The organism is Streptomyces sp. NBC_01481 (assembly GCF_026339995.1).
Classification (GTDB): Bacteria; Actinomycetota; Actinomycetes; order Streptomycetales; family Streptomycetaceae; genus Streptomyces.
Genome location: NZ_JAPEPT010000001.1, coordinates 409,550 through 422,275, shown reverse-complemented (window position 1 = coordinate 422,275; position 12,726 = coordinate 409,550). Strand labels below are relative to the sequence as shown.

The following is a 12,726-nucleotide window of genomic DNA, read 5'->3' as shown; positions in this document are numbered from 1 at the left end:
AAGTCTCAGAAGATCTTGCCCGGATTGAGGATGCCCAGCGGGTCGAAGGTGTGCTTGATGCCGCGCTGCATCTCCACGCCCACCGGGCCCAGTTCGCGCGCCAGCCACTCCTTCTTGAGTACGCCGACGCCGTGTTCGCCGGTGATGGTGCCGCCCAGTTCCAGGCCGAGCGCCATGATCTCGTCGAAGGACTCGCGGGCGCGCCGCGACTCGTCCGGATCGGCGTGGTCGAAGCAGACGACGGGATGGGTGTTGCCGTCGCCCGCGTGCGCGCAGACGCCGATGGTGAGGCCGTACTTGTCGGCGATGGCGGCCGTGCCCTCGATCATCGCGCCCAGCTGCGAGCGCGGCACACAGACGTCGTCGATCATCGTCGCCGACTTGACGGTCTCCAGGGCGGTGAGCGACAACCTCCGTGCCTGAAGGAGGAGTTCGGACTCGGCGACGCTGTCGGCCGGGACGACCTGCGTGGCGCCCGCGGCGCTGCACAACTCCCCGACGGCGGCCAGGTCGGCGGCCGGGTCCGGGGTGTCGAAGGCGGCCAGCAGCAGCGCCTCGGTGGTGTCGGGCAGGCCCATGTTCGCCATGGCGTTGACGGCCCGGACGGTCGTACGGTCCATGAGCTCGAGCAGCGAGGGGGTGTGGCCGCGCTCCATGATCGCGCAGACGGCTTCGCAGGCGGCTGCCGCGGAGTCGAACTCGGCGGCGAGCACCAGCTGCGCGGGCGGCTGCGGCCGCAGCGCGAGGACTGCTTTGACAACGATGCCGAGGCTGCCTTCTGAGCCGACGAACAGCCTGGTCAGGTCGTATCCGGCCACGCCCTTGGCGGTACGGCGGCCGGTGCTGAGCAGCCGCCCGTCGGCGAGGACGACCTCCAGGCCCAGTACGTACTCCGCGGTCACTCCGTACTTGACGCAGCACAGGCCGCCCGAGGCGGTGCCGATGTTCCCGCCGATGGTGCACGTCTCCCAGCTGGAGGGGTCCGGCGGGTAGTAAAGGCCGTGCTCGTTCACCGCCCGGGACAGGACGGCGTTGACGACACCCGGCTCGACGACGGCGATCCGGTCGACCGGGCTGATCTCCAGGATCCGGTCCATCTTGGTCAGGGACAGCACGATGCAGCCGTCGGAGGCGTTCGCGGCACCCGACAGGCCGGTACGGGCACCCTGCGGGACGACGGGGACACGCAGCGCGGTCGCGGTGCGCATGACGTGCTGGACCTGCTCGACGGTGCGCGGCAGCACGACGACGGCCGGGCTGCCCGCCTCGCAGAAGCTCGCCATGTCGTTCGCGTAGGAGGCCGTGACGTCGGGGTCGGTGATGAGGGCCTCGGCGGGCAGACCGGAGCGCAGCCGGTCGAGAAGATCGTCCATGGACCCAGCCTCGCACCGGGGGCCATCGGTGTGAACCCGTCCGCGATCCGGTTCGCAGGGCGGGTCGCGTTCTTCGTATTGGCTGCGCGCTGTCGCACAGTGAGCCCCATGAGGAGCGAACTCGTGAAGAACGCCGCGATCAGCACGCTGATCGGCGCGACGCTGGTCTTCGGGGTGATCACGCTCGCCCCGGGGTGGGGCGAGGAGGGTGCGCGGCGCGAGCCGGGAGCGGCCGAGCGGGCGCTGGCCGCGGGCGCCGCGGGCGCCCCCGCGGCGCTCGTCGATCTGACCGCGCTCATCGAGGACCGTGAGCAATGGGTACGGGCCCACCCCCGGGACGAGGAGTCGTGGGCGGTGCTCGGGTCGGCGTATGTGGAGCGGGGCTCCCGGCTGGCGGAGGCGGCGTACTACCGGAAGGCGGAGAGCGCGCTGCGGCGCTCGCTGGAGCTGCTGCCGGGAGAGAAGGGCAATGTGAACGCGGTGGTGGGGCTCGCGGCGCTGGCCAATGCCCGGCACGACTACGCCCGGGCCCGCACGCTGGGCGAGAGCGCGATGGAGCAGCAGCCGCAGCAGTGGACGGCGTATCCGGCGCTGATCGACGCGTACAGCGGGCTCGGCGACTACAAGGCCATGAGCAAGGCGATGGACAAGCTCACGGAGCTGCACCCGGGCGCCCAGACGCTGAGCCGGGCGGCCGGTGTCTACCGGGAACGCGGCTGGCGCGAGGACGCGGCGGCGGCGGCGTACGACGCGGTGGGCAGCGCCCAGGCGCCCCAGGAGAAGGCCGCCGCGCGGCACCGGCTGGGCGACCTGGCGTGGGAGTGGGGCGAGCCTGCGGAGGCGCTGAAGGAGTACGACGCGGCGCTGCGGCTGGCCCCGGACCACGATCCGTTGCTGGCGTCGCGGGCGCGGGCGCTGGCCGCGCTGGGGCGTACGGCCGAGGCCTTCCGCGACTATCAGGCGGCCCTGGCCCGGATCGAGCGGCCCGAATACGCCCTGGCGGCGGGCGAGTTGTACCAGTCGCGGGGGCTCGACGGGGACGCGGCCACGCAGTACGAGCAGCTGCGGACGAAGGTGGCGCGGGCCGGGGCGGACGGCGTGGTCGACGAGGTCGTACTCGGCCAATTCGAGGCGGACCACGGCGACCCGGAGGCGGCCGTGCGCCGGCTGAAAGCCGAATGGGCGCGGGGCCACCTGAACGTGTACACCGCGGACGCTCTGGGCTGGGCGCTGTACCGGGCGGGCAGGCCCGAGGAGGCGCTGCCGTACGCGAGGAGGGCGTCGGAGCAGGGGCTGCGCAGCGCGCTGTTCACCTACCACCGAGGCGAGATCGAGCGCGCGCTCAAGCAGGACGGCCCGGCCCGCAGGCATCTGGCCGAGGCGCTGCGGATCAACCCGTACTTCTCGCCGCTGCTGGCCCCGGCGGCGCGGCAGGCCCTGGAAGCGCTCGGGGAGCCGCCGCCGGGCGGGCCGAAGGACGTGACGGGCCCGGAGGGGGAGGCCCCGACGGAGCCGGAGACGGAGACGGCAACGGAGACGGAGGTGGGACAGGAAACGGAGGTGGGGCCGGAGGTGGAGGTCGGGCCGCCGTCGCCGTCGCCGTCGACGGCGCCCACGCTTTCGCCGACGCCGGAACGGTCTCGGGCCGGTGCCGGTGCCAGTGCCAGTGCCACGGCCCCTACCCCCACCAGTACCGGTGCCGTGGAGTGACCGGCCGCCGTACGGCCCTCGTCAGATCGCCGCAGTGCCGATCAGCGCGTTGCGCGACACCAGCGCCGACAGTTCCGCCTCGGTCAGCGACTCGGTGTTCTCCGGGCGGCGCGGCAGCACCATGTACCGGGTCTCCGAGGTCGAGTCCCACACCGTGATCTCCGCGTCCGGGGGCAGATGCAGCCCGAACTCCTCCAGTACCGCGCGCGGTTCGCGCACCACGCGCGAGCGGTAGGCCTCGCTCTTGTACCAGCTCGGGGACGGTCCGAGGAGCCGGATGGGGTAGCAGGAGCAGAGCGTGCAGACGATGACGTTGTGCGTGTGCTCGGTGTTCTCGACGACGCGCAGGCGCTGCGGCTGCACTCCCCCGGCAGTCAGGCCGAGTTCGGCGACGGCCGCGGTCCCGTCGGCGAGCAGACGGGCGCGGAAGGCGGGGTCGGTCCAGGCCCGGGCCGTCACCTTGGCCCCGTTCGCCGGGGACGCGCTGCTCAGGAAGGCGTCGAGGGCTTCGTCGAGCCCCGCGCCCGCGACGATGCCGCGCTCTTCCAGGAGCGTTTCGAGACGGCGTACGCGGCGGGAGATCAGGGCGTCCGCGTGGGTTCCGGTCACGGCTGGTCGTCCTCCAAGTAGCTCTCGGACAGATCGAGTACGACATGGTGGTCGCCGTCGCCCCACAGATCGCGGGCCGCGAAGCGCACGGCGTAGACCTGCTCGACGGGGGCGTCGTCGCGCCCCTGGGAACGGATGTCGGGAAGCGGCGTGCGGCCCTCGGGCTCGACGACGGTGCCGTGCTTGCCGCGGGCGTACCGGGGCAACCGCGTGTGGTGCGGCGGGTCGTGGTGGGCGGTCCGCACCACGGCGCCCGGCGTGAAGCGGTCGGTGGTGGCGTCAGTCATCGAGCTCACCCGCCGCGATGACGCCCTTGCGCTCCAGGAGGCTGACGATGGCGTGGAACCAGCGCTCGTAGTACGAGGCCGCGAGGTACTCGGCGGGCGGCATGGACTCGATCGCGTCGCGGAACTCGTCGAGGTTGAAGACCTTGCCGGCGATGAGGGCGCGGTTCAGGGCGAAGACCCTGGCTTCCCAGTCGGCGTGGAAGGGCTCGGTGTCGTCGGTGGTGTCGATGGGCCCGAAGCCCTGCATGCCGCCGACGTCATTCATCCTGGCCATGCGTCCAGCGTAGGCGGTGCGGGGCCGCTGCGCGGGGCCCGTTCCCAAGGGGCTTCGCCCCCTGGACCCCCGTATGCGACCTCCGGCCGCATGTCCTCAAACGCCGGACGGGCTGGATGTGCGGCCCCTGCCGCACATCCAGCCCCGTGGGGGTCCCCCCGGCGCGAAGTCTGGGGGAGATTGAGGCGCGGGGGTCCGGGGGCAGCGCCCCCGCAAGGGGTCCCGGGCGGAGCCCCGGTCAGAGGTTGCCCCGCTTCTCCTGCTCGCGCTCGATCGCTTCGAAGAGCGCCTTGAAGTTGCCCTTGCCGAAGCCCATCGACCCGTGCCGCTCGATCATCTCGAAGAAGACCGTCGGCCGGTCCTGGACCGGCTTGGTGAAGATCTGCAACAGATAGCCGTCCTCGTCACGGTCGACGAGGATCTTCAGCTCGCGCAGCGTCTCGACGGGCACGCGCGTCTCGCCCGCCCACTCGCCGAGCGTGTCGTAGTACGAGTCGGGGGTGTCCAGGAACTTGACTCCCGCCGCCCGCATGGACCGTACGGTCGCGACGATGTCGTTCGTGGCGAGCGCGATGTGCTGGACGCCGGCCCCGCCGTAGAACTCCAGGTACTCGTCGATCTGCGACTTCTTCTTCGCGATCGCGGGCTCGTTGATCGGGAACTTCACCTTCAGCGTGCCGTCGGCGACGACCTTCGACATCAGGGCGGAGTACTCGGTGGCGATGTCGTCGCCCACGAACTCCTTCATGTTGGTGAAGCCCATGACCTTGTTGTAGAAGGCCACCCACTCGTTCATCTTGCCGAGCTCGACATTGCCGACGCAGTGGTCGATCGCCTGGAAGGTGCGCTTGGCGGGCGGCTCGACGATCGGGTCGGCGGCCACGAAGCCCGGCAGGTAGGGGCCGTCGTAGCCGGAGCGGTCGACCAGCGTGTGACGGGTCTTGCCGTACGTGGCGATCGAGGCGAGGACCACGGTGCCGTGCTCGTCCTTGAGCTCGTAGGGCTCGGTGATCCCGCGGGCGCCGTGCTCGGTCGCGTATGCGTACGCGGCGCGCGCGTCCGGCACCTCGATGGCCAGGTCGACGACGCCGTCGCCGTGCTCGGCCACATGGTCGGCGAGGAAGCCGCCCCAGTCGGTGGACTGCTTGATGACGGAGGTGAAGACGAAACGGGCGCCACCGTTCGCCAGGACGTAACTCGCCGTCTCGCGGCTGCCGTTCTCCGGTCCGGAGTACGCGACGAGCTTCATGCCGAAGGCCGTGGAGTAGTAGTGCGCGGCCTGCTTGGCATTGCCTACGGCGAAGACGACCGCGTCCATTCCCTTCACCGGGAAGGGGTCGGCCTCACGCGCGGTGTTCGGGTTGTGATCGATGGTCTCAGTCATAACGGCAGGCTCCACCCGATCCACAAGGTGCGCAATAGTTCGTGTTTCCTCTGGGCAATCTGCATAGCGCAGGAGGAGGATGGAGGGGCTATCTGTACAGGATGACCATTCGGGAGACGCCATGGCGATCGATCATCTGGACGGCCGGCTCATCGTCCTGCTGGCGCGTGAGCCCCGGATCGGAGTGCTTGAGGCATCCCGCCGGCTCGGGGTCGCCCGCGGCACCGTACAGGCGCGACTTGACCGCCTTCAGTCGAACGGGGTCATCCGCGGCTTCGGCCCCGACGTCGATCCGGCGGCGCTCGGCTATCCCGTCACGGCCTTCGCGACGCTGGAGATCAAACAGGGACAAGGTGCGGACGTACGGGCGCATTTGAGCGGCGTACCGGAAGTGCTGGAGCTGCACACCACCACCGGTCACGGGGACATGCTGTGCCGCCTCGTCGCCCGTTCCAATGCCGATCTTCAACGGGTGATCGACCTGGTGGTCGGTTTTGACGGCATCGTCCGGGCCTCCACGGCGATCGTCATGGAAAACCCCGTGCGCTTGCGGATCATCCCGCTGGTGGAGCAGGCGGCGGAGGACGAAGACGTCTGAGGCGACACGGCGCGAGACTCTTACAAAGAGGTGCTTGCAAAGAAATCGTTGCAACAACTCCTCTGCAAAGCTATCTTTGCATCATGTCCGAGTCCGAAGACCGCAAATACCGCCGGCTCGACCCGCGCTCTCTGCGCGGCCTCGCCCATCCGCTGCGTATGCGCCTGCTGAACACGCTGCGGCACGACGGGCCCGCCACTGCCTCGCAGCTGGCCGAGAAGCTCGGGGAATCCAGCGGCGCGACCAGCTACCACCTGCGCCAGCTCGCGGCGCACGGCTTCGTCGCGGACGACCCGGAGCGCGGCAAGGGCCGGGAGCGCTGGTGGAAGGCCGCGGAAGAGGGCATCACCATCGAATACTCGCTGTTCGACAACCCCGATCCCGCGGTGCGCGGGGCCGCCGATCTCCTGATGCACGAGATCGCGACCCACCACACCGAGGAGGTCGGCACCTGGCTCGGCACGGCGCACGACTGGCCCGAGGCCTGGCGCCGCAGCTCCGACCTCAGTGACTTCACTCTGCGGCTGACTCCCGCGCAGGCCTTCGAGCTGAACGCGAAGGTCCACGACCTCATCGAGAGCTACACGGAGCTGGCGCCCGGCCCCGAGGCCGAGGACGCCGCGCAGGTCCGGATGCATCTGCACTCCTTCCCGCGCTCGACCGACTGATTCGCCGAGCCCGCCGACCGACTCAACCGAACTGCGCGACAGACTGCGCGACCGATCGAGAGGACACCGCCATGCATCCCGACGTGCATCGCCAGCTGCACTCCATACGCGCGGACGAGCTGCGGGGCGAGACCGCCGAGGTCGCCCTGCGCCCCCGCCGTGCCCCGATCCGTACACAACTCGGCCTGGTGCTCGTCGAGTTGGGGCTGCGGCTCATGAAACCGCCGGCGCGCCGACAAGCACGTATCGCATGAAGGACGAGGGGGGACGGGGGCCGCTGGCGAGCGTGTTGGCGGCCAACGCCGTATCGATCACCGGGAATTCACTCACCCTCGTCGGCGTCCCGTGGTTCGCCTTGGAGACCACGGGCAGCCCCGCCAAGGCGGGCCTGGTCGCCTTCTGCGCGACCCTGCCGGTCGTGGTCTCCGCGATCGCCGGCGGCCCGGTCATCGACCGCATCGGCCGCCGCCGGGTCAGCATCGCCTCCGACCTGATCTGTGCCCTCGCCATCGGCGCGATCCCGCTGCTGCACTACACCGGGGCGCTCGCATTCTGGATGCTGTGCACGCTGATGGCCGTGACCGGCCTCTTCCACGCGCCCGGCGAGACCGCGCGCTATGTGCTCGTCCCCGATCTCGCGAAGGCGGCGGGCACGGACCTCTCCCGGGCTGCGAGCCTCTTCGACGCGGTCTCGCGCGGCGCCCGGATGGCCGGGGCGGCGCTCGCGGGCGTACTGATCGCGGTGACCGGCGCGGAGGCGGTTCTGCTGCTGGACGCCTTGACCTTCTGCGGCTCCGCGCTGCTGATCTTCGCAGGCATACGGGCACTCGGCGCGGCCGATCCCCGGCGGGCCGCGAAGCCCGTCTCCCTCGCGGCGTACCGGGGCGAGCTGCGCGAGGGATACGCCTTCCTGCTGCGCACCCGGCTGCTGCTGGCGATCACGACCATGGTCATGCTCACCAACGGCCTTGACCAGGGCTGGAGTTCGGTCCTGCTGCCCGTACACGCCCGGGAGAATCTGGGCGGGGCGCGCCATCTGGGCCTGCTGGTCGCCGTCTTCGCGGGCTGCGCGCTGCTCGGCGCCCTCCTGTACGGCGCGATCGGGCACCGTTTCCCGCGGCGGGTCCTGTTCACAGGGGCGTTCCTGCTGTGCGGACTGCCGCGGTTCGTGGTGGCCGCGCTGGTCGACGGGACCGTGCCGCTCGCCGTGACGATGGCCGTCGGCGGTCTCGGGGCCGGGATGCTCAACCCGATCCTCACCACGGTGATCTACGAGCGGATTCCCGACGAACTGCGCAGCCGGGTCGCGGGCGTGACGACCTCGGGTGTCCTGCTGACCACTCCACTCGGCGGACTGGCCGCGGGCTGGCTCGTCGAACAAACGGGACTGGCAGCCGCGTTGCTGGCGATCGGCTGTGTGTACTTCCTGGCGACGCTGGCACCGGCGGTGTTCCCGAGCTGGCGCGAGATGGACGCGCCGCCCGCAGCGGCGGTCAGCAGCTCGGAACCTTCCCGCCCTTCTCCAGCGCCCGAAGCGACTCCACCGCGCCCTTGAGGGTCGTGACGGGGATCAGCCGCAGCCCCTTGGGGAGCTCGGCCTGCGCGTCGGAGCACTCCCCCTTGGGCACGAGGAAGACACTCGCGCCGTCGCGCTTGGCGGCCCGAGTCTTCAGCGAGACACCCCCGACCGCCCCGACCTCGCCGCTGGGGCTGATCGTCCCCGTACCGGCGACGGTCCGTCCCCCCGTGAGATCGCCGCCCGCGCCGTCGCCGTCGAGCTTGTCGACGATCCCGAGCGAGAACAGGAGCCCGGCGCTGGGCCCGCCGACATCGGCGAGATGAAGGGTGACCTTGACCTTCGCCGGATCCTCGCCGAGGAACGAGAGCGCGGCGGTGGTCGCGACGTCCTGGGACTTCTCCATGTCCTTCAGGTTGTGCTCGGCGACCTCCTCGTCGGACTTGCCCCGCGGATAGACGGAGTCACGGGGCAGCACCGCGCGGTCCGTCCTGAACCAGGCGTCGACCACATCCCCGAGATCGACGTCCGCGGACGGCCCGGTCGCGACGATGGTCGTCATCCGCAGCTCGCCCTTGGGTGTACGGGTCGGGGCGCCGGAGATGGTGATGACCGGGGCGCCCTTGACGTCACCCAGCACATCGGCGGTCGAACCGGGCTGCGCCACGGCGTACGGCAACGGCGCGAGCCCGACGACGGCGAAGAGCGCGACGATGGGGAGGGCGCAGAGGGCGAGGGCGCGGGGGCGCGTGAGGCTGGAGAGCACGGGGTCAATGTATCGGGACGCGGGGGCGGGGCTGCGGGGTCCGGGGTGCGGGGTTCAGGGGGCGCAAGGGCGCAAGGGCGCAAGGGCGCTTGCCGGAGGTTCGGGGGCACGGGCTGGTTCCTCCCCCGCCCCGAACCGCACCGGCACCCCGCCAGGGGACCCGTCAGCGCAGCGCGTCCGCCACTTCCCTCGCCGCGTCGACCACCCTCGGGCCCACCCTCTCCGGGACCGAGTCCGAGAGCATCACCACGCCCACGCTCCCCTCTATCCCCGTCACCCCCACCAGCGCCGCGGCCGCACCGCTCGCGCCCGCCTCGAGTTCGCCGTGGGTGAGCGTGTATCCGGGTTCTTTCCCCTTGTTCTGGCGCGCGGCCAGGATCGCCTTGCCCGCCGCGCCCCGGTCCAGCGGATGACGGAACCCGGCCCGGTAGGCCACGTGATAGTCCGTCCACGTCGGCTCGACGACCGCGACCGCGAGGGCCTCCGCGCCGTCGACGAGGGTGAGATGAGCCGTAGCCCCTATGTCCTCCGCGAGCGAGCGCAGGGCGGGCATCGCGGCCTCCCGCACCAGCGGGTGCACCTGGCGGCCCAGGCGCAATACGCCCAGGCCCACCCGGGCGCGGCCGCCCAGGTCACGGCGGACGAGGGCGTGCTGCTCAAGGGTGGCGAGCAGACGGTAGACGACGGTTCGGTTGACGCCGAGTTTGGTGGACAACTCGGTGACGGTCAGCCCGTGGTCGGTGTCGGCGAGCAGCTTGAGGACACGCAGTCCCCGGTCGAGCGTCTGGGAAGTCTCCGCGGTCACGACGCCCTCTCCTTCGGAGTGAGTGACGGCGGTCCTCGACGGAAGCAGCGACACCGGTCCCATCGGCGACGCACCCCGAGGCCGCCGGCAGGCCCTGGCACACCGGCTGCGCTCCGCGGCGGCGCTGCCACGGGGCGTGTGCAATGCGGGGACAGTAGCGACCTGGTCCGCTCAGCGGAAGACCTCGTCCAGAATCCGGTCACGGGCGGGGTCCGGATCACCGCATTCGCGTCGCCCACTCCTGAACCTTCTTGATCCGCTCCCGGATCTGCCCGGCGGTCGCCTCCGCGCTCGGCGGCCCGCCGCACACCCGGCGCAGCTCGGTGTGGATGACCCCGTGCGGCTTGCCGCTCTGGTGGACGTACGCGCCGACCATCGTGTTGAGCTGCTTCCTCAGCTCCAGCAGCTCCTTGTGGGAGACCACGGGACGCCGCTCGGCCGGCAGCTCCAGCAGATCGGCCTCGTCGTCGGGCTTCTTGCGGCTGTGCGCGATCTGCCGTGCCTGCCGCTTCTGGAGCAGGAGCTGCACCTGGTCGGGTTCCAGGAGCCCCGGGATGCCGAGGTAGTCCTGCTCCTCCTCGCTCCCCGGATGTGCCTGCATGCCGAACTCGGCGCCGTCGTAGAGCACCCGGTCGAAGACCGCGTCGGACTCGAGCGCCTCGAAGGGGAGCATGTCCTGCTCACCGGTGTCCTCGTCCTGCTGCTTCTCCGCCTCCGCCATTTCCTTCTCGGACTCGGCGTACGGGTCGTCCTCCCCGTCCTTCTTCGGCTTGTCGAGGACGTGGTCGCGCTCGACCTCCATCTCGTTGGCGAAGCCGAGGAGGTTGGGGATGGTCGGCAGGAAGACGGACGCGGTCTCGCCGCGTCGGCGGGACCGTACGAACCGCCCCACCGCCTGCGCGAAGAAGAGCGGCGTCGAAATGGTGGTGGCGTACACGCCCACGGCGAGGCGCGGCACGTCGACGCCCTCGGACACCATGCGGACCGCGACCATCCAGCGGTCCTCGTTCTCGCTGAACTCCTCGATCCGCTGGGACGAGGCGGCTTCGTCGGAGAGCACGACGGTCGCCTTGGTGCCGGTGATCTCGCGGATCAGCTTGGCGTACGCACGCGCCGAGTCCTGGTCGGAGGCGATGACGAGACCGCCGGCGTCCGGGATGCTCTTCCTGACCTCCGTCAGCCGCTTGTCGGCGGCGCGCAGCACATTCGGCATCCAGTCGCCGCGCGGGTCGAGCGCGGTGCGCCAGGCCTGCGAGATCGCGTCCTTGGTCATCGGCTCGCCGAGGCGCGCGGCGATCTCGTCGCCCGCCTTGGTGCGCCAGCGCATATTGCCGCTGTAGCTGAGGAAGATGACGGGCCGTACGACCCCGTCCCCCAGAGCGTTCCCGTACCCATAGGTGTAGTCGGCGGAGGACCGCCGGATCCCGTCGTTCCCTTCCTCGTACTGCACGAAGGGAATGGGGTTGGTGTCGGACCGGAAGGGCGTACCGGTCAGCGCGAGCCGCCGGGTCGCCGGGTCGAAGGCCTCCAGGCACGCCTCGCCCCACGACTTCGAGTCACCGGCGTGGTGAATCTCGTCGAGGATCACCAGGGTCTTGCGCTGCTCGCAGCGGTTGCGGTGGAGCATGGGCCGTACGCCGACACCCGCGTAGGTCACCGCGACGCCCTGGTACTCCTTGCTCAGCGGCCCGGCGCTGTACTCCGGATCGAGCTTGATGCCTATCCGCGCGGCGGCCGCGGCCCACTGCTTCTTGAGGTGCTCGGTGGGCGCGACGACGGTGATCTGCTGGACGACGTGATGGTGCAGCAGCCAGGAGGCGAGGGTGAGCGCGAAGGTGGTCTTCCCGGCGCCGGGGGTGGCGACGGCGAGGAAGTCCCGTGGCTGCTCGTGGAGATACCGCTCCATGGCACCCTGCTGCCAGGCACGCAGCTTGCTTGCGGTACCCCAAGGGGCACGCCCGGGGAACGCGGGCGAGAGGTGGTGGGAGGCGGTAGTAGTCACGGTCTCCGGTTCACGGGCTCGGGGGCTCGGGGCGCACGTCGGTACGACAACCGGGCCACCCTACCGGTGAGCGACGGGCGGGCCCGGCCGAACAAGGCCGGGCCCGCCCAGGGTGCGACTCAGCTCACATCTCTTCGTGCAAGGTGCGCAGACGCAGGGCGATCTGACTCACGTCTTCGAGACTGCCCATGGCCACTTCGATGACGAGTTTGTACGCCTCGTCCTGATCGACATCGACCATTTCGGTGCCGTTGAAATCGAGGAACACGACCGTGGACATCCACGCCATCCGCTTGTTTCCGTCCACCAGGGGATGGTTCACGGCCAGCGATTGGAGCAGAGCGGCGGCCTTCTCGAAGAGATCGACATATGCCTCAATGCCGAACATCTGCGACTGTGGGCGATGCACTGCCGAGCTGAGCAGCCCCAGGTCGCGCACCGCTACCTGCTGCCCCTCGCAAGCGAGTTCCGCCAGGTCCAGGACCTCCTGGACGGTCAGATACTTCACCTACTCGCCCAGTCGCTTCAGCAGATCAGCGTGACGCACGGCGTACTTGGCGCCGAGGCGGCGGACGGACTCCCGGTCCGCCTCCTGCGCCAAGTACCGGTCGATCGCCTGAAGCACTATGGCGTGCATGCTCCGGCCCTCTTGGTCAGCCCGGAGCTTGAGAGCCTCTTGCTGGTCGTCGCGGAGACGCAGATTCATAGCCATACCGAAAAGGTACCACCGGTGG

15 protein-coding genes are annotated in these 12,726 nt (G+C 70.4%); 5 read left to right on the top strand and 10 right to left on the bottom strand.

The window, feature by feature from the left end; genetic code table 11:
- Positions 1-5: 5 nt before the first annotated feature.
- Complete coding sequence (locus OOK40_RS01950; RefSeq protein ID WP_266476005.1) at positions 6-1,373, bottom strand: FAD-binding oxidoreductase; 1,368 nt, start codon at positions 1,371-1,373, stop codon at positions 6-8.
- Positions 1,374-1,481: 108 nt separating this feature from the next.
- Between OOK40_RS01950 and OOK40_RS01945 the strand changes: the two genes are divergently transcribed.
- A complete protein-coding gene (locus OOK40_RS01945; protein ID WP_266476004.1) occupies positions 1,482-3,083 on the top strand; it encodes a lipopolysaccharide assembly protein LapB in 1,602 nt (533 codons plus the stop codon).
- A gap of 21 nt (positions 3,084-3,104) precedes the next feature.
- Here the strand turns inward: OOK40_RS01945 and nthA are convergent, their stop codons facing one another.
- The 4 genes from nthA to hppD all read right to left on the bottom strand — a co-directional run bounded on the left by nthA (position 3,105) and on the right by hppD (position 5,637).
- Positions 3,105-3,692, bottom strand: a complete 588-nt coding sequence (nthA, locus tag OOK40_RS01940) for a nitrile hydratase subunit alpha (RefSeq protein WP_266476002.1) — start codon at positions 3,690-3,692, stop codon at positions 3,105-3,107.
- Positions 3,689-3,979 carry an SH3-like domain-containing protein gene (locus OOK40_RS35195; RefSeq protein WP_323136020.1) on the bottom strand — a complete coding sequence of 97 codons (291 nt, stop codon included), beginning with the start codon at positions 3,977-3,979 and terminating at the stop codon, positions 3,689-3,691. Before OOK40_RS35195 ends, nthA begins: the two co-directional genes overlap by 4 nt.
- On the bottom strand, positions 3,972-4,253 hold the full coding sequence (locus tag OOK40_RS35190) for a hypothetical protein (RefSeq protein WP_323136019.1): 282 nt from the start codon (positions 4,251-4,253) through the stop codon (positions 3,972-3,974). Before OOK40_RS35190 ends, OOK40_RS35195 begins: the two co-directional genes overlap by 8 nt.
- 238 nt (positions 4,254-4,491) lie before the next feature.
- Entirely contained in the window at positions 4,492-5,637 is a 1,146-nt protein-coding gene (gene hppD / locus OOK40_RS01930; RefSeq protein ID WP_266476001.1) for a 4-hydroxyphenylpyruvate dioxygenase, read from the bottom strand.
- Positions 5,638-5,758: 121 nt separating this feature from the next.
- Here hppD and OOK40_RS01925 point away from each other — a divergent pair, with 121 nt between their 5' ends.
- The 4 genes from OOK40_RS01925 (at position 5,759) to OOK40_RS01910 (ending at position 8,458) form a co-directional block, all read left to right on the top strand.
- Positions 5,759-6,235 (top strand): Lrp/AsnC family transcriptional regulator, encoded by a 477-nt coding sequence (locus OOK40_RS01925; protein WP_266476000.1) that lies wholly within the window; start codon positions 5,759-5,761, stop codon positions 6,233-6,235.
- Between the two features lie 83 nt (positions 6,236-6,318).
- A complete protein-coding gene (locus OOK40_RS01920; RefSeq protein WP_266475999.1) occupies positions 6,319-6,903 on the top strand; it encodes a transcriptional regulator in 585 nt (194 codons plus the stop codon).
- A gap of 71 nt (positions 6,904-6,974) precedes the next feature.
- Positions 6,975-7,157 carry a hypothetical protein gene (locus OOK40_RS01915; protein WP_266475998.1) on the top strand — a complete coding sequence of 61 codons (183 nt, stop codon included), beginning with the start codon at positions 6,975-6,977 and terminating at the stop codon, positions 7,155-7,157.
- Complete coding sequence (locus tag OOK40_RS01910) at positions 7,154-8,458, top strand: MFS transporter (protein WP_266475996.1); 1,305 nt, start codon at positions 7,154-7,156, stop codon at positions 8,456-8,458. Before OOK40_RS01915 ends, OOK40_RS01910 begins: the two co-directional genes overlap by 4 nt.
- Here the strand turns inward: OOK40_RS01910 and OOK40_RS01905 are convergent.
- The 5 genes from OOK40_RS01905 to OOK40_RS01885 form a co-directional block, all read right to left on the bottom strand.
- Positions 8,397-9,185, bottom strand: a complete 789-nt coding sequence (locus tag OOK40_RS01905; RefSeq protein WP_266475995.1) for a S16 family serine protease — start codon at positions 9,183-9,185, stop codon at positions 8,397-8,399. The genes OOK40_RS01910 and OOK40_RS01905 overlap by 62 nt on opposite strands.
- Positions 9,186-9,348: 163 nt before the next feature.
- The gene (locus tag OOK40_RS01900) at positions 9,349-9,990 is read right to left on the bottom strand and encodes an IclR family transcriptional regulator (RefSeq protein ID WP_266475993.1); all 642 of its coding nucleotides are present in this window, start codon (positions 9,988-9,990) and stop codon (positions 9,349-9,351) included.
- Between the two features lie 217 nt (positions 9,991-10,207).
- Positions 10,208-11,992: a DEAD/DEAH box helicase gene (locus OOK40_RS01895; RefSeq protein ID WP_266475991.1), complete on the bottom strand. Its 1,785-nt coding sequence runs from the start codon at positions 11,990-11,992 to the stop codon at positions 10,208-10,210.
- A gap of 124 nt (positions 11,993-12,116) precedes the next feature.
- Complete coding sequence (locus OOK40_RS01890) at positions 12,117-12,500, bottom strand: type II toxin-antitoxin system death-on-curing family toxin (protein WP_266475990.1); 384 nt, start codon at positions 12,498-12,500, stop codon at positions 12,117-12,119.
- A complete protein-coding gene (locus OOK40_RS01885; protein ID WP_266475989.1) occupies positions 12,501-12,698 on the bottom strand; it encodes a CopG family transcriptional regulator in 198 nt (65 codons plus the stop codon). It lies immediately after the preceding gene.
- Positions 12,699-12,726 lie beyond the last annotated feature (28 nt).